The organism is Streptomyces sp. NPDC032940 (assembly GCF_040636935.1).
Lineage (GTDB): Bacteria > Actinomycetota > Actinomycetes > Streptomycetales > Streptomycetaceae > Streptomyces.
In genome coordinates this window covers 161,855-181,724 of the sequence record NZ_JBEZVJ010000006.1, presented here as the reverse complement: position 1 = coordinate 181,724, position 19,870 = coordinate 161,855, and the positions used below count along the sequence as shown (strand labels likewise).

17 protein-coding genes are annotated in these 19,870 nt (G+C 72.2%); 8 read left to right on the top strand and 9 right to left on the bottom strand.

Going from position 1 to position 19,870, the window contains the following annotated elements; all coding sequences use genetic code 11:
- Positions 1-395: 395 nt before the first annotated feature.
- Positions 396-1,154 carry a class I SAM-dependent methyltransferase gene (locus AB0E77_RS10965; protein ID WP_361568634.1) on the top strand — a complete coding sequence of 253 codons (759 nt, stop codon included), beginning with the start codon at positions 396-398 and terminating at the stop codon, positions 1,152-1,154.
- A 502-nt stretch (positions 1,155-1,656) separates the two neighbouring features.
- Here the strand turns inward: AB0E77_RS10965 and AB0E77_RS10960 are convergent.
- The 3 genes from AB0E77_RS10960 to AB0E77_RS10950 form a co-directional block, all read right to left on the bottom strand.
- Positions 1,657-2,628 (bottom strand): TerC family protein, encoded by a 972-nt coding sequence (locus tag AB0E77_RS10960; RefSeq protein WP_361568632.1) that lies wholly within the window; start codon positions 2,626-2,628, stop codon positions 1,657-1,659.
- 83 nt (positions 2,629-2,711) lie between these two features.
- Entirely contained in the window at positions 2,712-3,383 is a 672-nt protein-coding gene (locus AB0E77_RS10955; protein ID WP_361568631.1) for a phosphoribosyltransferase family protein, read from the bottom strand.
- 68 nt (positions 3,384-3,451) lie between these two features.
- Entirely contained in the window at positions 3,452-4,123 is a 672-nt protein-coding gene (locus AB0E77_RS10950; RefSeq protein WP_361568629.1) for a dienelactone hydrolase family protein, read from the bottom strand.
- A gap of 280 nt (positions 4,124-4,403) precedes the next feature.
- On the opposite strand from AB0E77_RS10950, the gene AB0E77_RS10945 reads away from it, so the two are divergent.
- Entirely contained in the window at positions 4,404-5,471 is a 1,068-nt protein-coding gene (locus AB0E77_RS10945) for an aldo/keto reductase (RefSeq protein WP_361568627.1), read from the top strand.
- Positions 5,472-5,487: 16 nt separating this feature from the next.
- On the opposite strand, the gene AB0E77_RS10940 is transcribed toward AB0E77_RS10945, so the two are convergent.
- Complete coding sequence (locus AB0E77_RS10940; protein ID WP_361568852.1) at positions 5,488-6,354, bottom strand: endonuclease/exonuclease/phosphatase family protein; 867 nt, start codon at positions 6,352-6,354, stop codon at positions 5,488-5,490.
- Between the two features lie 203 nt (positions 6,355-6,557).
- Between AB0E77_RS10940 and AB0E77_RS10935 the strand changes: the two genes are divergently transcribed.
- On the top strand, positions 6,558-6,995 hold the full coding sequence (locus tag AB0E77_RS10935) for a DUF3592 domain-containing protein (protein WP_361568626.1): 438 nt from the start codon (positions 6,558-6,560) through the stop codon (positions 6,993-6,995).
- Between the two features lie 35 nt (positions 6,996-7,030).
- On the opposite strand, the gene AB0E77_RS10930 is transcribed toward AB0E77_RS10935, so the two are convergent.
- Positions 7,031-7,552 carry a hypothetical protein gene (locus tag AB0E77_RS10930; RefSeq protein ID WP_361568624.1) on the bottom strand — a complete coding sequence of 174 codons (522 nt, stop codon included), beginning with the start codon at positions 7,550-7,552 and terminating at the stop codon, positions 7,031-7,033.
- A gap of 130 nt (positions 7,553-7,682) precedes the next feature.
- Positions 7,683-8,069 (bottom strand): DUF4440 domain-containing protein, encoded by a 387-nt coding sequence (locus AB0E77_RS10925; RefSeq protein ID WP_361568622.1) that lies wholly within the window; start codon positions 8,067-8,069, stop codon positions 7,683-7,685.
- Positions 8,070-8,127: 58 nt separating this feature from the next.
- On the opposite strand from AB0E77_RS10925, the gene AB0E77_RS10920 reads away from it, so the two are divergent.
- On the top strand, positions 8,128-9,036 hold the full coding sequence (locus AB0E77_RS10920; RefSeq protein ID WP_361568621.1) for an NAD-dependent protein deacetylase: 909 nt from the start codon (positions 8,128-8,130) through the stop codon (positions 9,034-9,036).
- A gap of 27 nt (positions 9,037-9,063) precedes the next feature.
- On the opposite strand, the gene AB0E77_RS10915 is transcribed toward AB0E77_RS10920, so the two are convergent.
- Positions 9,064-9,366 (bottom strand): hypothetical protein, encoded by a 303-nt coding sequence (locus tag AB0E77_RS10915; protein ID WP_361568620.1) that lies wholly within the window; start codon positions 9,364-9,366, stop codon positions 9,064-9,066.
- 32 nt (positions 9,367-9,398) lie between these two features.
- On the opposite strand from AB0E77_RS10915, the gene AB0E77_RS10910 reads away from it, so the two are divergent.
- Positions 9,399-9,581 carry a hypothetical protein gene (locus tag AB0E77_RS10910; RefSeq protein WP_361568618.1) on the top strand — a complete coding sequence of 61 codons (183 nt, stop codon included), beginning with the start codon at positions 9,399-9,401 and terminating at the stop codon, positions 9,579-9,581.
- Positions 9,582-9,589: 8 nt separating this feature from the next.
- Positions 9,590-10,378, top strand: coding sequence for an MFS transporter (locus tag AB0E77_RS10905; protein WP_361568617.1), 789 nt, complete (start codon positions 9,590-9,592; stop codon positions 10,376-10,378).
- Positions 10,379-10,465: 87 nt separating this feature from the next.
- Here AB0E77_RS10905 and AB0E77_RS10900 read toward each other — a convergent pair whose 3' ends face one another.
- A complete protein-coding gene (locus tag AB0E77_RS10900) occupies positions 10,466-11,542 on the bottom strand; it encodes a LacI family DNA-binding transcriptional regulator (protein ID WP_361568616.1) in 1,077 nt (358 codons plus the stop codon).
- A gap of 238 nt (positions 11,543-11,780) precedes the next feature.
- Here AB0E77_RS10900 and AB0E77_RS10895 point away from each other — a divergent pair, with 238 nt between their 5' ends.
- Positions 11,781-13,562 (top strand): glycoside hydrolase family 35 protein, encoded by a 1,782-nt coding sequence (locus AB0E77_RS10895; protein ID WP_361568851.1) that lies wholly within the window; start codon positions 11,781-11,783, stop codon positions 13,560-13,562.
- A 154-nt stretch (positions 13,563-13,716) separates the two neighbouring features.
- Positions 13,717-17,757, top strand: coding sequence for an endo-alpha-N-acetylgalactosaminidase family protein (locus AB0E77_RS10890; protein ID WP_361568614.1), 4,041 nt, complete (start codon positions 13,717-13,719; stop codon positions 17,755-17,757).
- Between the two features lie 42 nt (positions 17,758-17,799).
- Here the strand turns inward: AB0E77_RS10890 and AB0E77_RS10885 are convergent, their stop codons facing one another.
- Positions 17,800-19,668 (bottom strand): CocE/NonD family hydrolase, encoded by a 1,869-nt coding sequence (locus AB0E77_RS10885; protein ID WP_361568612.1) that lies wholly within the window; start codon positions 19,666-19,668, stop codon positions 17,800-17,802.
- Between the last annotated feature and the right edge of the window lie 202 nt (positions 19,669-19,870).

The window sequence follows — 19,870 nt, the reverse complement described above, 5'->3', positions numbered from 1 at the left end:
ACCCAGATGGAAGGTGGTCGCCGACGTGGGCGACGGCGTCCGGCAGGCCATGGCGTCCGGCAACTGCCATCGGAGGCCTTTCGGCAAGGCGTTCGACTTCTCGCTCGGCACCGTGGAACCGGCGCACAGCGCACCTTCGTGCCCAAACGGAGCGTGCTGGCGTTGCACCACCGGCACGGCGCGGTTGCACAGTGGCCGGCCGGCGTCCGTGACTCGCCGTCGCCGTGAAGGCAGAGGACTGTGCCCTACCCAGGCCCACCGAAAGGCAGGCAGCTCTTTCCCCCTCCTCGATTCCGCCGCGGGGAGGTTCCCACAGCACGGCGCCGTCCGCGATGTCGCGCCGGCACACCCACCGACGTCCGGTCCCGCAACGGGAACCGGGGTTAGGAGAGACCATGTCGACCGAGACCGACGGCGAGTGGTCCGTCCGGGAACAGTTCTGGACGGGCCTGCACGATTTCATGTTCGACGAGGACCGCATCCACCGCGGTCAGCGCGAGGCGGCACAGATCGCCGCACTGCTCTCCCTCTCGACTCCGGCCCGGATCGTGGACCTGTGCTGCGGCCCTGGGCGCCACGCGGTTCCGCTGGCGCGCCTCGGCCACCGGGTGACGGGAGTGGACAGTACCGGGAGCTACCTCGACAGCGCCCGGGCGCGAGCGCTGGCCGAGGGGGTCACGGCCGAGTTCGTCCAGGCCGACGCACGTGAGTACCGGGCCGACCCGGCCGCAGACGTGGTACTCAACCTCTGGTCGTCCTTCGGGTATTTCACGGAGCAGGCGGACAACGTCCGCCTGCTCGGGCAGGCATACTCCTCGCTGCGCGAGGGTGGCGCCTTCCTCCTGCATGTCAGGTCCCGGGAAACATTTCCGGCCCGCACGAACGACGGACGTGTCTGGCTGGAGCGGGACGGCATGCTCTTCCTGGAGGAGCGTGCCGTCGTCGACGACTGGCGCCGGATCCGCGGCCGATGGATCGTGGTGAGCGACGGCCGACGCCAGGACTACCCCTACACGTCGTGGCTCTACTCCGGGCAGGAGATCACCGACATGCTGCGATCGGTGGGCTTCTCGCATGTCTCGCTGCACGGGGACTTCTCAGGCGCACCGTACGACCAGCATGCCAAGCACCTGGTGGCAGTGGCCCGCCGATGACCACGTGGTCGCCTCAACGACGGCTTGCCCGTGCCTCGTTCCCATGCGAGTGGGTGGTGGCGGGAACCAGTTGCAGCGGCCCGTTCACCCTCAGCCTGGCTCACATGTCGCCGTTCCAGGCCAGGAGCATGCCGTCGGTGGCGGCTACGCCGTGGAGCCAGTGCTCGTCGCACAACATGCGTGCCCCGCGGTGGCAGCCGACCCCGGTGCGTCACCGCCGAGCGGACCGGGCGGGAGCGGGGGCGGGGACCACTGCGGTGCAGTCGGGGTTGCGGCACTGACCCGGGTACCAGCGGGGGACGTAGATCCCGAGGCTCTTGTGCCGTCTGATCTCAGGCGGAACGGAGTGGTGGCACACCGGACAGATCTGCTCGGCCGGCGGCTTGGTCGCGCCTGTCTGACTGTCTGTGTGGCTGCTCATACCTCCACGGTAAAGCGAAAGCAAAGCCCTGAATAGGCTTTTGTTCCACTCTTCTCCGGTATGTTCGGTTGTGCACTACACCTATGGCTCTCGTGGTCCGTCGCCCTCCTGGCCGGTCTTCTCGGCCGGGCGGCGCAGACTCAGGAAGACGGAGGCCGCCAGCACCACGACGATCACGGCCAGGCTCACGGGAGAGGGGATCTCCGGCACGGAGGTGCTGAAGATCTTGTGGGACGCCTGGAGGACGAGCTTGACCCCGATGAAGGCGAGGATGACGGCCAGGCCCGTGCTCAGGTAGTGGAAACGGTCCAGCAGCCCCGACAGCATGAAGTACAGGGCGCGCAGCCCCAGGATGGCGAAGGCGTTGCTCGTGTAGACGATGAAGGCGTCGTCGCTGACCGCCAGCACCGCCGGGACGCTGTCCACGGCGAAGATCAGGTCGGCCGCCTCGATCGCGGCGACCACGGCCAGCAGAGGCGTGGCCACGCGCTTGCCGGCCTCCCTGACGAAGAACTTGGCGCCCGCGTACTCGTCCCGCACCGGCACGATCTTGCGCAGCAGCCGGACGGCGAAACTCCTGCCCGGGTCGAAGCTCTCGTCCTCACCCTTGAGGATCTTGTACGTGCTGTAGAAGAGAACGGCGGCGAAGGCGAACAGGACGGCCGTGAAGCGGTTGACCACCGCCACGCCGGCGGCCAGGAAGACGCCGCGGAACACCAGGGCGCCGATGACGCCGAAGAACAGGACGCGGTGCTGGTAGGCGCGGGGCACCTTGAAGTAGGCGAAGATCAGGGCGAACACGAAGAGGTTGTCGACCGACAGGCTCTTCTCCAGCAGCCACGCAGTGGTGTACTCGGTGCCGGCCGTCCCGCCGAGGACGAGGAGGACGACCGCGCCGAAGACGAGTGCGAGCCCCACCCACAGTCCGCTCCACGCCGCCGCCTCCCTGAAGCCGATGACGTGGGCCCGGCGGTGGGCCAGCAGGTCGACCGTGAGCGACACGACCACCGTGGCGGCGAACGCCGCCCAGAGCCAGAACGGCACATCGAGCATGCGGACCTCGTGACGCTCCGTGCGGACAGATCCCTTTCACCGAGTGTGCGCCACCGGGCCGTCACCGGCATCGCAGGAGGAGGTCAGGAGTACGTGCCGGGGGCCGAGATCGCCCTGTGCGCGGTCAGGATCCCGACGACCTCGTCGTCGCCCACCTGCTCGAAGTCGTCGTACCAGAGGCCGACGGCGTGGAAGTCGCGCGGCTGTCGCAGGCAGACGACGTCGTCTGCCTCCGCGCGCATCCCGGCCGCGGTCTCGGGGGCGCCCACGGGCACGGCGAGGATCAGCCGGGCCGGGTTCAGCCGCCGCAGGTGGCGCAGGGCGGCGCGGGCGGTGGCTCCGGTGGCCAGACCGTCGTCGACGAGGACCACGGTGCGGTCCGCGACGTCAGGTGCGGGCCGGTCGCCCCGGTAGCGCAGGGTGCGGCGTCGCAGTTCCGCTCGCTCCCGGGCGACGTCCTGGTCGAGGCGGTCCTCGGTGAGGCCGAACACGGTCAGGGCCCGCTGGTCGAACAGGGGCGGGTCGTCTCCCACGACCGCGCCGATGCCGGTCTCCGGGCTGCCTGGGAGGCCGATCTTCCGGACCACGAGCACGTCCAGGGGCGCCTCGAGGGCCCGGGCGACCTCGGCCGCCACCGGCACGCCGCCGCGGGGCAGCGCGAGGACGACGGGACGGGGCAGCTCGCCCTCGGACGCCCACTCCACGAGCCGCAGCGCGAGTTCCTGGCCGGCCACCCGGCGGTCGGGGAATCGCATGATCTGTCGCCTGCCTCTCTCTCCTCCGGTGGAAGGGAACGGCCGGCGCGCTCCGGCCGGACGCGGTGTCAGCCGGAGCGGTCGCCGTCCGATCCTGCGTTCAGGTGGTCGCGGAACCAGGCGGCGGCGACCTCGGTGACCTCTTCCAGGGCGCCGGGCTCGGGGAAGAGATGGGTGGCCCCGGGGACGACGTGGATCCGGTGGGACGGAGCGAGCCGCCGGGCGGCCTCACGGTTGAGCCCGAGGACCGTCTCGTCACCGCCTCCGACCACGAGCAGGACCGGCGCGGCGACCAGGGGGAGGGCATCGCCCGCCAGGTCCGGCCTGCCGCCCCGGGACACCACCGCGTACACCGACCGGGGCCGCTCCGCGGCCGCGATCAGGGCGGCCGCCGCTCCCGTGCTGGCCCCGAACAGTCCCACGGGCGAAGCGGCCGTGTCCGGCCGTCGCCCCAGCCAGTCCACGGCGTCCACCAGGCGCCGGGCCAGCAGCGGGATGTCGAAGCGGAGCCAGGCCGTGACCTCGTCCTCGCGCTCCTCGTCCTCGGTCAGCAGGTCCAGCAGCAGCGTCCCGAACCCCGCCGCGCGCAGACCGGCGGCGACCGCGCGATTACGGGGACTGTGCCGTGAGCTGCCGCTGCCGTGCGCGAACAGGACCACGCCCCGCGCACCGGCGGGGACGCTGAGATCGCCGTGCAGGGTGGCGTGGTGCGAGGGCACCTTCGCGGTTTCGGACGCCATGGCTGTCATCTCCCGTGCGGCTGTCCGACGGCCCGGACGTACCGGGTACCCGGGCCGCCCGTTCCGTACCCCGGTGGCGGCCGGTCCGGTCCCTCCTCAGGCGGTCCCGTCCGCAGGCGGTCCCGTCCGCAGGCGGTCCCGTCCGCAGGCGGTCCCGTCCGCAGGCGGTCCCGTCCGCGGGCGGCTTCCCTCCGCGGTCGGCTTCCCTTGCTGTCGAGTGCACTTCAAGTCCTACAGTGACGCCCTCCAACCCGCCCCACCCATCACACGGAGCACCGGTATGCGCTATCGCACCCTCGGCAGGACCGGCATCGAGGTCAGCACCCACTGCCTCGGCACGATGATGTTCGGCGCCGTCGGCAACCCCGACCACGAGGACGCCGCGCGCATCATCCACGCCGCGCTCGACGCGGGCGTCAACTTCGTGGACACCGCCGACATGTACTCGGCCGGTGAGTGCGAGGAGATCGTCGGCAAGGCGCTCAAGGGCCGGCGTGACGACGTCGTGCTCGCCACCAAGGTCCACTTTCCGCTGACGGAGGGACGCAACCGCGGCGGCAACTCGAGGCGCTGGATCCTCAAGGCCGTCGAGGACAGTCTGCGGCGCCTGGACACGGACTGGATCGACCTGTACCAGGTGCACCGCCCCGACCACACCACCGACATCGAGGAGACGCTGTCCGTCCTCGGTGACCTGGTGAGGGCGGGCAAGATCCGGACGTTCGGCTGCTCCACGTTCCCCGCGGAGGACCTCGTGGAAGCGCACCACGTGGCGGAACGGCGCGGACTGATGCGGATGCGCACGGAACAGCCGCCGTACTCGCTGCTGGCGCGCGGCGTCGAACGGTCCGTGCTGCCCACCGCGCAGCGCCTGGGCATGGGCGTGCTGACCTGGTCACCGCTGGCCTCGGGATTCCTGTCCGGCGCCTACCGCGAGGGCCGGCCCGTCGACCTCACCACCGGCCGGCCGGGGCTCACCCCGCACCGCTTCGACCCCGCCGTGCCGGGCAACGCGGCGAAGCTGGCGGCCGTCGAGCAGTTCGTCGCCCTGGCCGAGGAGGCGGGCTGCACGCTGCCTGAGCTGGCCGTCGCCTTCGTACTGGTCCACCCCGCCGTCACCTCGGTGATCACCGGGCCGCGCACCATGGGGCAGCTCACCGCGCTGCTCAGGGGGGCCGACCTGGTGCTCGACGACGCGGTGCTCGACCGGATCGACGAGATCGTGGCGCCCGGCACCGATCTCTACCGGGCCGACGGCGCCTGGGAGCCGCCGTCGCTCACCACGTCCGCGGGGCGCAGGCGCCCGGCCGGTGAACGGGCGGCCGCGGACTCCCCTCTCCTCCCGTAGATCACCTCGGACGTCGTCACCCCGTGGCCGCGCCGCCGGGTGACGACGGCGCTCCCACGTCGGCGCCCGTCAGGTGGTGGTCCGAGTACGGGGTGGGGTGCACGTGGTGGCCGGCCGGGGTGAGGCCGCGCAGGAAGACGTAGTCGAACTTGCTCTCCCAGTCGGTGGTCGGCTCGCAGGTGCCGCCGGAGGACGGCCGGCACCCGGGGTCCGCGTCCTCGGCCAGCTTCCAGAGCGGGCCGAGTTCGGGGGCGTCGGGCACGGCGTTGAAGTCGCCGAGCACGAGGGCGTGGTCGTAGCGGGCGACGGCCGCGGCGAGTACGCGGGTCTGGTCCGCCCGGACCTCCTCCTGACGCCGTTGGGCGAGATGCGTGTCGAAGACCCGGACGGACCGGCCGCCCACCGTGGTGGTGACGGCCAGGTACCCGCGGTCCTCGGATCCTCCGTCGGGATACTCCACGCTGACGCGGTCCGTCATCGGTGCCGCCGACAGGAGCGCCTGGCCGAAGGCCCCCGGGTTCCACGGCCACCCTCCGCAGCGTCCCCGGTTGCGCAGCACCGACCCGTACTCGACGTGGTAGACCAGCCCGTGGACGGCCTCCAGATGGTCCCGGATGCTCTCGACGTCCCGTACGCACGCCTCCTGCAGCCCGATGACCTGCGGCGCGTACGCGGCGATCTCCGCCGCCCGGCCGGCGTTGCTCTCGTCGCAGGGGTTGCAGATGTTCCAGGTCATCACCCGGTTCGGGACGACGTCCTTGACGGCGCCCGCACGCTGTGCCCCGGCGACGGGGCCGTCGTCCGGTTCGCCGCGGCCGACGATCAGCAGGCAGGCCACCGCCAACGCGCCCGCGAACAACCAGGTGTTCCTTCCGAGCACGATCCCCTCCTCGCTGCGCCCGCACGGGCCGTGCGGCGCGCCCACGCACGAGGTTAGGCGACGGACCCGGCCGCCGGTACGGGCACGGGGGCGGCGTCCGGGGCCGCACACCGCTCGGGTAGGGTCCGCGTGCGCCGGCACGGCCGTCGGCTACGGCTGCCCGGCGGACGCGACGTCCGACGACGAGTACGGGGGTACCCAGCGCCATGACCGGCCTGTTCCACATCACCATGGTGGCTCTGCTGACCTGTCTCGTCTGGGGGTCGGTCGCGCTGGTCCGCCGGACCCGGCAGCGGCGCGAGGCCTGGGAGAGCGGACTGAGCGCGCAGGCGCGGGTGGTGCGCGCCTGGACCACGGTCCAGATGGTCAACAACGTGGCCCGGCGCGTGCAGTGGCACGAGTACGACTACACCACCCGGGACGGCCGGGCGGTCCGCTTCAAGGAGACCCAGGGACCACGTGACCGCGTCGCGGGCGACACGGTCCTCGTGTACTACTCCGCGCAGCAGCCGGAGAAGGCCACCGCCTCCGCACCGCAGCCCGGCAAGGACACGACGGTCATGGTGGTCTGGCTGCTGATCATGGCGGCGTGCGCGATCTTCCTGCTGTACGAGTGGGTGAACCTGTCCACGGCGCTGAGCTGATGCCGCGGGCCCCGCGGGGCCGGGGCGTGTCCGCCCTAACCCAGCCAACTCCGCAGCAGCCGCTCCCGCTCCGCGCCCCGCGGGGTCTCGCCCTCCGAGGCACGGCCCCACTCGGACATCGCCGTCAGGGTGGTCGTCATCGTCGCGGCGCCCTCGGTGAGGCGGGCCAGCAGGGCGCGGGAGAGCTCGACCTCCGTCGGCGAGTAGCCCACGGCCGCGGCCGCGTAGACCGACAGCTCGTGCTCGGTGCCGGGCGAGGTGACGCGCAGCGTCATCAGCGGCGGGGCCTCGTCCGCCCGTTCCATGGGCATGGCCAGGTTCACCACCATCGTCACGGCGAGGTCCTTGAGGACGCCGGCCTGCCGCACGAGGGACTTCACGGGGACGTCGGTCATCGTCAGGGCATGCACGTCCTCCCACAGGTGGACGCCGGACTGCCGGTCGCCGAGCGCCACCACGCCCTCGGGGGTCAGACGGACCCCGGGGGCCAGGCCCGACGGCTTCGCGCCCACGTACACGTCGCCCTCGGCGATCCAGAACAGGCCCACCATGGCCATGCGTTGCTCACTTCTCCCCGTGGCGGCACCGCCGCCGGATCTCACATCGGAATGATCAGGTCCCCACGGTATCGCGCGAGGGAACGGGCGAGTTCCCGCGGTCCCGCCGTGAGGGCCCGGGCGACAGGGCCTAGCAGCCGCTCGGCGTGCCCTGGTGGAAGTACAGTCGCCAGCCCGACTCCGTCAGCCGCCACAGCGAGCTGCGCCGGACCCGGCGGCCCTGGTTGTCGGCGACGTACGTCAGGTGGACGACGCCCGGCGCGAGGACGGTCCCGGACATCTCGCTGACCTCGACCGGGGAGTCCGGGGACACCGAACCGCCGCTCGTCACGGTGAGGATCGACCGCGCGTCCCACCGGCGCCCGGAGGCCCCGATCTCGGTGAACTCCGGGTCGAGCAGCTCCAGGACCCGTTCCGGACAGGCCCGCACCTCGGGATCGAGCAGCCGAGTCTCCCGCTCGACGGCCGCCCGTACCGCCGCGGCGTTCCCCTCGCTCTCCCCGTTCCCTTCCGCCATGCGGGAACCCTACGGCCGAGGCCACCCGGGGGCACAGCGCTTTCCGTACCCTTGCGGCATGCGCATGCGTCCCACCCTGAGCTGGACCCCGGCCGAGGACCTGCCGCCGGGCACCCTGGACCCGGAGCCGGTCGCCGAGGCGCTGAGAGCCGGCGGCGTGCTGGTGCTCAGCGGGGCGGGCATCTCCACGGAGTCGGGCATCCCGGACTACCGGGGCGAGGGCGGGAGTCTGAGCCGGCACACGCCGATGACCTACCAGGACTTCACCGGCTCCGCCCGGGCCCGGCGCCGGTACTGGGCGCGCAGCCACCTCGGCTGGCGCACCTTCGGCCGGGCGCTGCCGAACGCCGGGCACCGGGCCGTGGCCGCGTTCGAACGGCACGGGCTGCTCTCCGGGGTGATCACGCAGAACGTCGACGGCCTGCACCAGGCCGCCGGGAGCGAGGACGTCGTGGAACTCCACGGCAGCCTGGCCCGGGTCGTCTGTCTCTCCTGCGGGGCCTTCAGCCCGCGCCGGGAGCTCGCCCGGCGGCTGGCCGAGGCCAACGCGGGCTTCGCGCCGGTGGCCGCCGGCATCAATCCGGACGGCGACGCCGACCTCACCGACGACCAGGTCGGGGACTTCCGCGTGGTGCCCTGCGCGGTCTGCGGCGGCATCCTCAAACCGGACGTGGTCTTCTTCGGCGAGGCGGTCCCGCCGCAGCGCGTCGAGCACTGCCGCCGGCTGGTCCGCGAGGCGGCCTCGCTGCTGGTCCTCGGCTCCTCGCTGACGGTGATGTCCGGGCTCCGCTTCGTCCGTCAGGCGGCGGAGGCCGGCAAGCCGGTGCTGATCGTCAACCGGGACCCGACCCGCGGCGACCGGCACGCCCTCACTCGCGTCGCCCTCCCCCTGGGCACGGCCCTCACCACCGTGGCCGGCCGCCTGGACGTCCCCGTCGACGGCGGGGCGGACGGGACGGGGCGCTGACAGGGCACTCCCGGGGCCACTCCCCCGTCAGCCCGGAGCGCCCGTCCCGGCGATGCGGTGCCCGCCCTCGGCGAGGCCCTCCGAGACCGCCTCGGTGAAGGCGGCGATCGCCCGGTTGTGACGGCTCGGCACCCACACCACCGAGGTCTGCCAGGCCAGCGCCGCCCCTTCCAGGGGCCGCCACACCAGTCCGTCGGTGAGGGGGGTGGCCGGGGCCTCGTTGAGGTGGATGCCGCGGCCGGCGAGCACCAGCCCGTGGACGAAGTTCGGGTTGCGCGCGTGCCGGATGGAGCCGGGCAGGAAGCCCTCGTCGCGGCAGATGGTCAGCATGTGGTCGTACCGCCGCCGAAGGGACCCCCGACGTGTCCGTGGTGCGGCGCAAGGTCGCCACGGCGACGGCCGTCGGCAACTTCGTCGAGTGGTTCGACTCCGGCGCCTACGCCATCATGTCCGCCACGATCGCCGGACTGTTCTTCCCGCAGTACGACAAGACGGCGGCGCTGCTCGCCACCTGGGCCGACTCGCGTCCGTCGCCGGTGCGCTGACCGGCCTGGTGATCACCTCGTCGCTGGACGAGGCGGCGCTGAACAGCTGGGGCTGGCGCATCCCGTTCCTGCTGGCCGGTCCGCTCGGGCTGATCGGTCTGTATCTGCGCAGCCGGATCGACGACACCCCGGTCTTCCGGGCGATGGAGAAGCGGGACGCGGTGCAGGAGGCGCCGCTGCGCGAGGCGTGGAAGCGGTGCCGCAGGCAGGTGCTGACGCTGTTCGGCTACAGCATCACCAACGCCGTCGGGTACTACCTCATGAGCAGCTATCTGATCGCGTACATGTCGGAGGAGGTCGGCTACACCAAGGCGCAGGCCATGCTGACCAGTGTGCTGGCCATGCTCGCCTACAGCGCGGCCTGTCCGCTGATGGCGGCGGCCGCCGACCGGTACGGCCGCAAACCGATGCTGCTGGTGGCGTGCGGCGGTTTCGCCGTGGCGACGCTGCCCGCATTCTGGCTGATCGGCACGGGCCTGGCGGGGGCGATGGCGGGCGCTATGGTCCTCGCCGTGCTGGTGTCGGTGATCGGTACGGCCAATGTGCCGGCGATGGTCGAGATGTTCCCGGGCCAGCTGCGGGCGAGCGGTTCCGCCATCGGTTACACCGCCGCGTACGTGCTGTTCGGGGGGACGGCGCCGTTCGTCGCGACCGGGCTGGTCTCCCTGGCGGGCACGCCGCTCGCACCCGGTTTCTATCTGATGGGACTGGCGGCCGTGTCGGCCCTGGTGGTGCTGTTCTCCTTCCGGGAGACGGTGCACCTGCCGCTGACGCGGACGACCGTGCTGGAGAGGTAACGCCCCGCGGACCTCGGTGGCCGGCCCGGCTCCGCCCGGACCGGCCACCTCCGCACGGGCCCCTCGTCCCTTGCCCCTCATGCCCCGTCACCGCCGGGTCCCGGGCGGCGGGGCCGTGCTGGCGCGGACGATCAGCGCCGGCTCGACGGACGCCGGTTCGGGTGCGGCGTACGGGTCGGTGATGTGGCGCAGCAGGTGGGCGACAGCCAGCGCGCCCATCTCCGTGAACGGCTGGGCGACCGTGGTCAGCGAGGGTGAGCAGTACTCGGCGAGCGCGATGTCGTCCACGCCGACGACGGAGATGTCCTCGGGGACCCTCCTGCCGAGCTCGTGCAGGGCCCGGATGACGCCGAAGGCCATCTCGTCGCTGGCCACGAACACGGCGGTGACGTCGGGGATCTTGCCGAGGATCAGCCCGTTGCGGTAGCCGGACTCGGGCGTCCAGTCCCCCTCCAGCACCGGGGGCGCGGTCAGGCCGGCGGACTCCAGGGTGTCGCGCCAGCCGGCCGAGCGGCTGGCGGCGTCGAGCCACTCCTTCGGCCCGGCCACGTGCCACACGCTGCGGTGTCCCAGCTCGATCAGGTGCCGGGTGGCCAGGCGGGCCGCGAGGGTCTGGTCGACGGCGACGACCTCGGTCGCCGGGGTCCGTGAACCGTCGACGGTGACGGTCGGCACGGCGCCGGTGAGCTGCTCGATGCGCGGACTGACGTGGACCAGCGGCACGGAGAGGATGACCCCTTCGACACCCTGTTCCGCCAGCCGGGACAGGGCTTCCTCGATGGCGGCCGTGTCCAGGGACGCGGTGGTGGCGGTGCTGACCGCGTAGCCGGCCCCGCGCGCTGCGGTCTCGATGCCGAACGTCAGGTTCGTGCGCGAGTAGAAGTTGGTCTGCAGGGTCACGACGCCGATGGTCCGGCTGCGCCCCGAGGACAGCACGCGGGCCGCGTTGTTCTTGCGGTAGCCGAGCTGCTCGACGGCCGCGAGCACCTTGGCGCGGGTCCTCTCCTTGACGTTGGGGTGCCCGGCCAGCGTCCGGGACACCGTCTGCGCGGAGACGCCGGCGAGCCGGGCCACATCGGTCATGCCGGGCTGCCGGGCGGCGCCGTCGCCCGCCGCACGTCTGCGTGCCGGTGCCTCACCGGCTTCCGGTGTTTCCGATGCCATCGTCCGCTTCTCCAGGAGAACCGCGGCTCGAGGCCGCGTCGCCGCAGGTACCGCTGTCGGGCGCAGTCTATCCACACCCGCTCTATTGGCATCGATAACAACGTCTGTCATAGTTCCCGCCAGCGCGCCTGTCGAGGCCGAGAGGGAGAGCAAGGTGTCATCGATAACATCGGGTCCCGTCGAGGGCCGGGCCGCGGACGACGGGGCAGGCGGCAGGCCCGCCGGGGGTTCCTCGTCCGTGCCGGGGCCCGTCCTGACCCATCCGCGCGGGACGCTCCTGCGCGCCGGGCGCCCGCACCGTGTGCTCTCCGGCTCGCTGCACTACTTCCGCGTCCACCCCGCCCAGTGGGCGGACCGGCTGGAGCGGCTCGCGGCCATGGGGCTCAACACCGTGGACACCTACGTCCCCTGGAACTTCCACGAGCCCCGGCCGGGCCGGTACCGCTTCACCGGCGGTCACGACGTCGAGCGCTTCGTGCGGACCGCCCAGGAGACCGGCCTGGACGTGATCGTGCGGCCGGGCCCGTACATCTGCGCCGAGTGGGACAACGGCGGGCTGCCGGTGTGGCTGACCGGACGGCCGGGCATGCGGCTGCGCTGTTCCCACCCGCCCTATCTGGCGGAGGTGGGACGCTGGTTCGACGAGCTGATCCCGCGCCTCGCCGCGTTGCAGGCGGGCCGGGGCGGTCCGGTGGTCGCCGTCCAGATCGAGAACGAGTACGGCAGTTACGGCGACGACCGGGACTACGTCCGGTGGGTGCGGGACGCCCTCGTGGAGCGCGGCGTCACGGAACTGCTCTACACGGCGGACGGTCCCACCGAGTTGATGCAGGACGGCGGTGCCCTGCCGGGGCACCTGGCGGCCGCGACGTTCGGCTCGCACGCCCGTGACGCGGCCGCTCTGTTGCGCGCACGCCGCCGCGACGAGCCGTTCGTGTGCGCCGAGTTCTGGAACGGCTGGTTCGACCACTGGGGCGAGAAGCACCACGTGCGGTCCGTCGAGAGCGCGGCGCGGACGCTCGACGACATCCTGGACGCAGCCGGCTCCGTCAGCCTCTACATGGCGCACGGTGGCACGAACTTCGGCCTGTGGGCCGGCGCCAACCACGACGACGGCGTGATCCAGCCGACGGTGACCAGCTACGACTCCGACGCTCCGATCGCCGAACACGGCGCCACGACGCCGAAGTTCCACGCGTTCCGCGAGCGGCTGCTCGCCGTCACCGGGGCTCCTGCCCGCCCGCTGCCGCCCGAGCCGGCACTGCTGGCCGCCCGTACGGTCCCGGTACGAGCCGAGGCCCCGCTGCTGGAGGCGTTGCGCGCAGTGTCCGAGCCGGTGGCCTCGCCGCACCCTCTGAGCTTCGAGGAGCTGGAGCAGGCGTCCGGTCTCGTCCTCTACCGCGCCGAACCGCTCCTGCCGCGCGGCAGCCACAGCCTCACGGTCACGGGCCTCCACGACCGCGCCCAGGTCTTCCTGGACGGCGCGCCGCTCGGCGTCCTCGACCGCGAGACCTCCTCGCTGGAGGTCCACGGCCGGGGCGAGCGTGTGCTCCTCGAGCTGCTGGTGGAGAACCAGGGGCGCGTGAACTACGGTCCGCTGCTCGGCGGGCACAAGGGCATCCTCGGCGGCGTCTCGGTCGGCCGGCGGCTCGTGCACGGCTGGACCATGCACCGCCTGCCGCTCGACACCTGGACGCCGCAAGACCTCGCGCGCGCCGTGTCGGCCGCAGGACCCGACGGCTCCGCCGGGTTCGCCACGGCACGGTTCCGGGTCGCCGAACCCGCCGACACGTTCCTCGCGTTCCCCGGTTCCGTCAAGGGCTTCGCATGGGTCAACGGCACCCTGCTGGGCCGCTACTGGGAGGTCGGCCCCCAGCACACGCTCTACGTGCCCGCGCCCCTGCTCGTACCGGGCGACAACACCGTCACCCTGCTGGAGCTGGAGCGGCTGGGCGAGCGCGTGGAGCTGTGCGAGGGGCCCGAGCTGGGGCCCGCCGAGGAGTACGTCGAGACCTTCTGAGCCACGTCCGGCCTTCCGGCCACGTCCGGCCGGCCCACCCCCGGCCTTCTGGCCCACCCCCGGGCGGCCGTCGTCCCTCGACGGCCACCGTCACGATCTCACCGCCGTCTCCCGTCCCTCACCCGATCCGAGGAGGAAGTACCAGGTGGAAAACATGACGTCCCCGTCGCCCCGCTCGCCCGGGGGCAGACGCGGCCCCCGCCCCGCCGCCGTGGCCGCGGCCCTGGGTCTGTGCCTGGGCATGCTGTCGGCCGCGGCCGTACCCGCCGGCGCCGCGCTGCCCCGGGCCCTGTCCGTCCCCTCGCCCACGGCCGCCACGCCGGTGCAGCTGAGCCGGGGCGGGCTGACCGTCACGGTGGCCGAGGAGTTCCCGCAGGTCGTCTCCTACCGGCTGGGCACCCGCACTCTCGACGGCCGGGCATCGGTCCTGGACACCTTCACCGTCAACGGCACCCCGCACCGGGCGACGACCACCATGAAGGCGGAGGAGGCCAAGGCCACCTACACCTCCACCTTCGCGGACCTGCCCGGCCTCACCATCACCTCCACCATCACGGTGACCGCGGACACCACGGTCGTCTTCGCCGTGGAGCGGATCTCCGGCGAAGCCGCCTCCGCCGTGCGGACCCTCTCGATCCCCGGCCAGTCCCTCGTCTCCGTCGACTCCTCCGACCCGGGGGCCAACCTCGCCCGGACGAAGATCTCCACCGACTCGACGACGACCGCCGACCGGTTCCTCCCGATCACCGCCGGCACGGCTCCGGACAAGGAGCCCGTCGGCACCCCGTACGCGTTCGTCGGCAACGATCAGCTGTCGGCCGGCATCGTCACCAACGCCACCGAGGACTCGCCGCAGAACGACAACACCAACTGGAACACCCGTCTCCAGTCCCGCATCGTCGACACCGGTGACGGCGGGCGACGGGCGGAACTGTCCGTCGGCACCTACACCCACCACCCACAGGGCGCCACCGACCCGCGGGTCGCCACCTACGAGTTGCCCCGGGCGACCGTGGTCCTCGCCGCCGACGCCAACGGCGACGGCACGGTCGACTGGCAGGACGGCGCCATCGCCCACCGCGCGCACATGAGCCGTCCGCCGGGCGCGGACCGGGTGCCCGAGCGCGTCGTCCAGCGCATCCCGTTCAACTTCGCGAGCCAGGCCACCAATCCGTTCCTGAAGACGCTGGACAACACCAAGCGCATCTCCATGGCCACCGACGACCTCGGGCAGTGGGTGCTGGAGAAGGGCTACGCGAGCGAGGGCCACGACTCGGCGCACCCCGACTACGGCGGCAACGAGAACGTGCGCGCGGGCGGCCTGAAGGACCTGAACCGGCTCACCCGGACCGGCGCGGACTACAACGCGGACTTCGCCGTGCACGTCAACGCGACCGAGGCCTACGCCCAGGCGAGGAACTTCAGCGAGGAGCTGGTCGCGGGGCAGCCGAACGGCTGGGACTGGCTCAACCAGGCCTACCACATCGACCAGCGCAAGGACCTCGGCACCGGCGCCGTCCTGGACCGGTTCGCGCGACTGCGCAAGGAGGCCCCGCAGATCAAGACCGTCTACATCGACGCCTACTACTCCAGCGGCTGGCTGGCCGACGGACTGGCCGACGGGCTGCGGAAGATGGGCTTCGAGGTCGCCTCCGAGTGGTCGTACAAGTTCGAGGGCTCGTCGGTGTGGTCGCACTGGGCGGCCGACAAGAACTACGGCGGCGCCACCAACAAGGGCATCAACTCCGACATCGTCCGCTTCATCGCCAACTCCGACCGGGACGTGTGGAACGTCGACCCGCTGCTCGGCGGTGCCAGCGTCGTCGAGTTCGAGGGCTGGACCGGCCACGACGACTGGAACGCCTTCTACCGCAACATCTGGACGGACAACCTGCCCACCAAGTTCCTCCAGCACTACCAGGTGACGGACTGGGACCGCGGCAGGTCGGCGACGCTCACCGGCGGCGTGCGCGTGCGGGCCGAGGACGGCCGGCGCGTGATCTCCATGGGTGACGCGGTCGTCCTCGACGGCGACACCTATCTGCTGCCGTGGGGCGACGCGCGGAAGGGCGACGGCACGTCCTCGCCGAGCGACGCCGACAAGATGTACTTCTTCAGCGCCGGCGGCGGCACCCACACCTTCGAGCTGACCGCGCAGTTCGCGAGGAACAAGAACTTCACCCTGTACGCGCTCACCGACCAGGGCCGGGTGAAGGAGGCGCAGGTGAAGGCCGTGGACGGCAAGGTGACGCTGACCGGGGACAAGGGCCGGCCGTACGTCCTGGTGCCGAACGGCGGCAAGGCACCGCACAAGGACGCGGACTACGGCGAGTTCACCGGGCTGACCGACCCCGGGTTCAACGGCGGGAACCTGGATGCCTGGAACCCTCGGGGCGACGCCACGGTCACGCGGGCCGGCAACGGCGACAACGTCGTCCGCCTCGGCGGCGGCACCGCCGGCATCTCCCAGCGGGTCTCCGGTCTGGAACCGGGCGGGCGGTACACGCTCAGCGCCGACGTCGAGATCGGCCCCGGCGCACGCCGGGACACCGCGCTCCGGGTGCTCGGTGCCGCAGGGCCTGCCGTGAACTCCTTCGACATCACCCCGGCCCGCAATCTGATGGCCTCCGACGAGAAACGTGACACCTACTCCCAGCGGGCCTCCGTCGCGTTCACGGCCCCGCGCGGCGGCAAGGTCACCGTGGAGCTCGGCGCCGGTGCCGGCACGGCGCCGGTCGTGCTGGACGACGTGCGGGTGATGGCGGACACCACCGCACCGCTCCCCCGCGCCGGGGACGGCACCGTCGTCGCCCACGACGACTTCGAGGGCAACCAGCCGGGCTGGGGCCCGTTCGTGAAGGGCGACGCCGGCGGCGTCACCGACCCGCGCACGAGCATCAGCGACCTGCACGAGCCGTACAGCCAGAAGGCCTGGAAGAACACCTACTCCCCGTACGACACCGGCACGCTGAAGGGCAAGGCGGTCGACGACGTGCTCGCCGGGCGGCACTCGCTCAAGTCCCACGCGGAGAACACGGGGCTGGTGTACCGCACGACGCCCGCGACGGTCCCGTTCCGGGAGGGCCACAAGTACCGGGTGTCCTTCTCCTACCAGACCAACATCGAGGGCCAGTGGGCCTGGGTGACCGGCGCGGACCGGGTCGCGGACGGAAAGACCTCGTCCCGTGACATCACCCGTGACGTCCTGGAGCCCGCCCTGGACACGGCGGCGTACTCCCGCGAGATCGTCGCGGGCTGCGGGGACACCTGGGCCGGACTGCGCAAGCTCGGCGGCGCCGGCGGCACGGACCTCGTCGTCGACGACTTCACCGTGACCGACCTGGGCGAGGCGGAGACCGGGGCCGCGTGCGCGAACGTGAGTGTGCCGGCCGGTACCGAGCTGAGCCCCGGGGTGCCGGGCGAGTTCGTCACCACCTTCACCAACAACGAGTCCACCGACGCCGTGAACGTCGGCCTGGCGCTGCGGGGGCTGCCGGAGGGCTGGAAGGCCGAGGTCGCGGAGAAGGACGGCAACCTCTTCGGGGCCGTGGAGCCGGGCGCGAGCGTGAGCACCACCTGGCTCCTGACGCCGCCCGCCGGCGCGGCCGGCACCACCGTCCCCTGGCAGGTGACCGCCACCTACGCGCACGGCGGGGCCACGAAGACCGTCTCGGCGGACGCCCGGGCCGCGGTGACCACCGAGCCCCTGCTCTCCCCCGGCTCGATGACGGCCACCGCCGACTCGGAGAACGGCTCCTCCGGCGACGGGGAGGGACCCGTGGCCAACGTCCTCGACGGCGACCCGGGCACCATCTGGCACACCGACTACTCGGGCACGCCCGCGCCCTACCCGCACCGGGTGACGCTGAAGCTGGGCGGTGCGGCCGACGTCGACGGCTTCGGCTATCTGAACCGGCAGAGCGGCGGGCAGAACGGCCGCGTCGGCGGCTACGAGGTCGCCGTGTCGGACGACGGCACCGACTGGCGGACGGTGGCGACGGGCACGTTGAAGGACGTGCCGCAGATGCAGCGCGTCTCCTTCGACCGGGTCCGGGCCTCGTACGTACGGTTCACGGCGCTGAACGCGCTCAACGGGCAGCCGTTCGCGGCCGCCGCGGAGATGCGGGTGTACGGCACGCCGGTGGACCTGCCGACGGGGTATCCGCCGGGTGAGCGGCCCGGCGGCCGGGCCTGAACCGGCCCGCCCCCGGCGTCGCACGCCGGGGGCGGGCACGGGTCAGAGACGGCCGCCCGGGACCACCGTGAACGTCGCCGGACCGGCCGGCAGGTTCACCGTGTACTGGCGCAGATACGTGTCCAGGAACGGCGAGCGGTCGCCGGCGGTGGCGACGTCGTCGGCCGGGTCGTCCAGGGCCAGCCGAAGCTTCGCGCCCTTGACCTGGATGGTCTCGCCCGACGGGGTGTCACGCCACGAGCCGGTGCGGACCGTACCGATCTCCACGGCCAGGACGTGTCCGGCCGCCAGGGTCCAGTCGGTCGCCTTCAGGTCGACGGTCAGCCGGCCCGAGTCCACCAGGGAGACCTGTTCGTCGAACATGACGGCGGTGCCGTCGGGGGCGACGTCGTACAGCTTGAGCATGACGTTGCCCTCGCCCCTGGCGGTCAGCGAGACCTGCGGGGTGCCGGTGACCCGCACCGACTTGCGCAGCGGTTCCGACCAGACGAAGAAGCCGGACGCGACGGCACCGGCCTGCTGACGCTTCGCCAGTTCCCTCGTGAGTCCGCGCGGCGCGGCCTGTTCGGTCGCGGGCGCGTTCTCCATGTCCCACTGTCCGGCCGGCTGCGCGGACGGCTGTGGTGCCGGGGTGCCGGAGGCCGTCAGCGCCGCCCGGGCTGCGGCGCCGCCGTCGTCCACGTACGAGCCGCCGCCGAGCGGGAGGGTGACGGTCCGTTCCGTGACGGGCCAGGTGCGCTGGGCGCGCCAGGCGCCGGTGGAGTCCTCGACGGCGTAGGCCGGGTAGCGGACGGTGGGCCTGATGCCCTTGAGGTACTGGTCGTAGAAGGCCAGCGTCTCGTCGTACCAGCCTTCACGGCCCATGGCCAGGCGTCCGTCGCCGACGCGGTCGCCGCCGCGCACGTGGTCCCACTGGCCGAGCCAGCCGCGCTCGGGCCCCCGGTGGTTGTCGAGGTACTCCTCCATCTCCTCGGGCTTGGTGTTGTTCTCGATGAAGCCCTGGGTGACGAAGAGCGGGGTGTCGCTGCCCCTGGCCATCTTCGCCAGGTCGCGGGAGGTCCAGTACGGGTCCCGCTGGTCGGATATGCGATAGCCGGCCGAGTTCTCCGTCAGGCACTCCGGGTGCGTCTCCTCGTACCGGGCGTTGGCCTGGTAGCGCGGGTCGTCGTCCGCCATCGGGGGCATGGTGGCGAAGGAGTTGTAGGCGTCGGCGGTGCCGGTCACGTTGGGGCGGGGGACGCCGTTGGAGTAGATGTACTGGTACATGTCCCACAGCGGTTCCTGGGCGACGACGGCCTTGAGGGCGCGCTGGTCCAGGTTGTTGCCGATGAGGCCGGTGACGGCGTCGTAGGACTTGCCGTACATGCCCACGGCGCCGGTGGACCAGGGCTGCTTCGCGGCCCAGTCGACGGCGGCCTTCACGTCGGCCTGTTCGCCGGGGCCGCCCCAGTCGAGGCAGCCGGTGGAGCCGCCGAAGCCGCGCAGGTCCACCATGACGAAGGCGTAGCCCCGGTCGAACAGGTCGGTGCCCTCGATGAAGTCCTGGAAGCGGGACGAGGGGCCGGTGTGGGTCCAGCCCTCCGGGCCGGTCTGCCCGGTGTGTGCGAAGTAGGGGCCGATCGACAGGATGACGGGGACCTTCGCGTGCTTCCGCCCCGCGATCTTCTCGGGCAGCAGGACGTCGGCGTGGAGCTGGGTGCCGGAGCGGTCCGAGGACGGGAAGTAGTGCTGGGTCCACACCGAGCCCTCGGGGACGCGGTCGTTCTCCTCGTGGGTGACGGGGTCGGTCGCGGTGGCGGGTTGGGCCTCCGCTGCGGGCGCCGCGACGGCGGGGCCGGCCAGGCCGGCGGTCAGAGCGAGGGCGGCGACAAGTGCCGAGGCGGTCCGGGTGGCCGCGCTACGGGCTCTCACATGCTCCTCCTTGAACGGTGGGTGCAAGTGGTTCGGGTGGTGCAGGTGTAGCAGCGTTACCCGGTGCGCGTCGATAAGGCGTACGACCGTCGGAGGTGTGTCGGGGCCTCATGGTGTGTGCGTCGCCTGCCGGTTGGGGAGACGGGCAGTGTGGCGGCGAGGGGCGTTGGCGTCCCGGAGCGTGGGAACGGCGGGCTTGAGG

Coding starts and splice junctions, on each gene's coding strand:
- AB0E77_RS10960 (WP_361568632.1), bottom strand. CDS start 2,628: ATGCTCGATGTGCCGTTCTGGCTCTGGGCGGCGTTCGCCGCCACGGTG.
- AB0E77_RS10935 (WP_361568626.1), top strand. CDS start 6,558: ATGACCGGCCTGTTCCACATCACCATGGTGGCTCTGCTGACCTGTCTC.
- AB0E77_RS10915 (WP_361568620.1), bottom strand. CDS start 9,366: ATGCTGACCATCTGCCGCGACGAGGGCTTCCTGCCCGGCTCCATCCGG.
- AB0E77_RS10920 (WP_361568621.1), top strand. CDS start 8,128: ATGCGCATGCGTCCCACCCTGAGCTGGACCCCGGCCGAGGACCTGCCG.
- AB0E77_RS10950 (WP_361568629.1), bottom strand. CDS start 4,123: ATGGCGTCCGAAACCGCGAAGGTGCCCTCGCACCACGCCACCCTGCAC.
- AB0E77_RS10900 (WP_361568616.1), bottom strand. CDS start 11,542: ATGGCATCGGAAACACCGGAAGCCGGTGAGGCACCGGCACGCAGACGT.
- AB0E77_RS10955 (WP_361568631.1), bottom strand. CDS start 3,383: ATGCGATTCCCCGACCGCCGGGTGGCCGGCCAGGAACTCGCGCTGCGG.
- AB0E77_RS10965 (WP_361568634.1), top strand. CDS start 396: ATGTCGACCGAGACCGACGGCGAGTGGTCCGTCCGGGAACAGTTCTGG.
- AB0E77_RS10945 (WP_361568627.1), top strand. CDS start 4,404: ATGCGCTATCGCACCCTCGGCAGGACCGGCATCGAGGTCAGCACCCAC.
- AB0E77_RS10930 (WP_361568624.1), bottom strand. CDS start 7,552: ATGGCCATGGTGGGCCTGTTCTGGATCGCCGAGGGCGACGTGTACGTG.
- AB0E77_RS10925 (WP_361568622.1), bottom strand. CDS start 8,069: ATGGCGGAAGGGAACGGGGAGAGCGAGGGGAACGCCGCGGCGGTACGG.
- AB0E77_RS10890 (WP_361568614.1), top strand. CDS start 13,717: ATGACGTCCCCGTCGCCCCGCTCGCCCGGGGGCAGACGCGGCCCCCGC.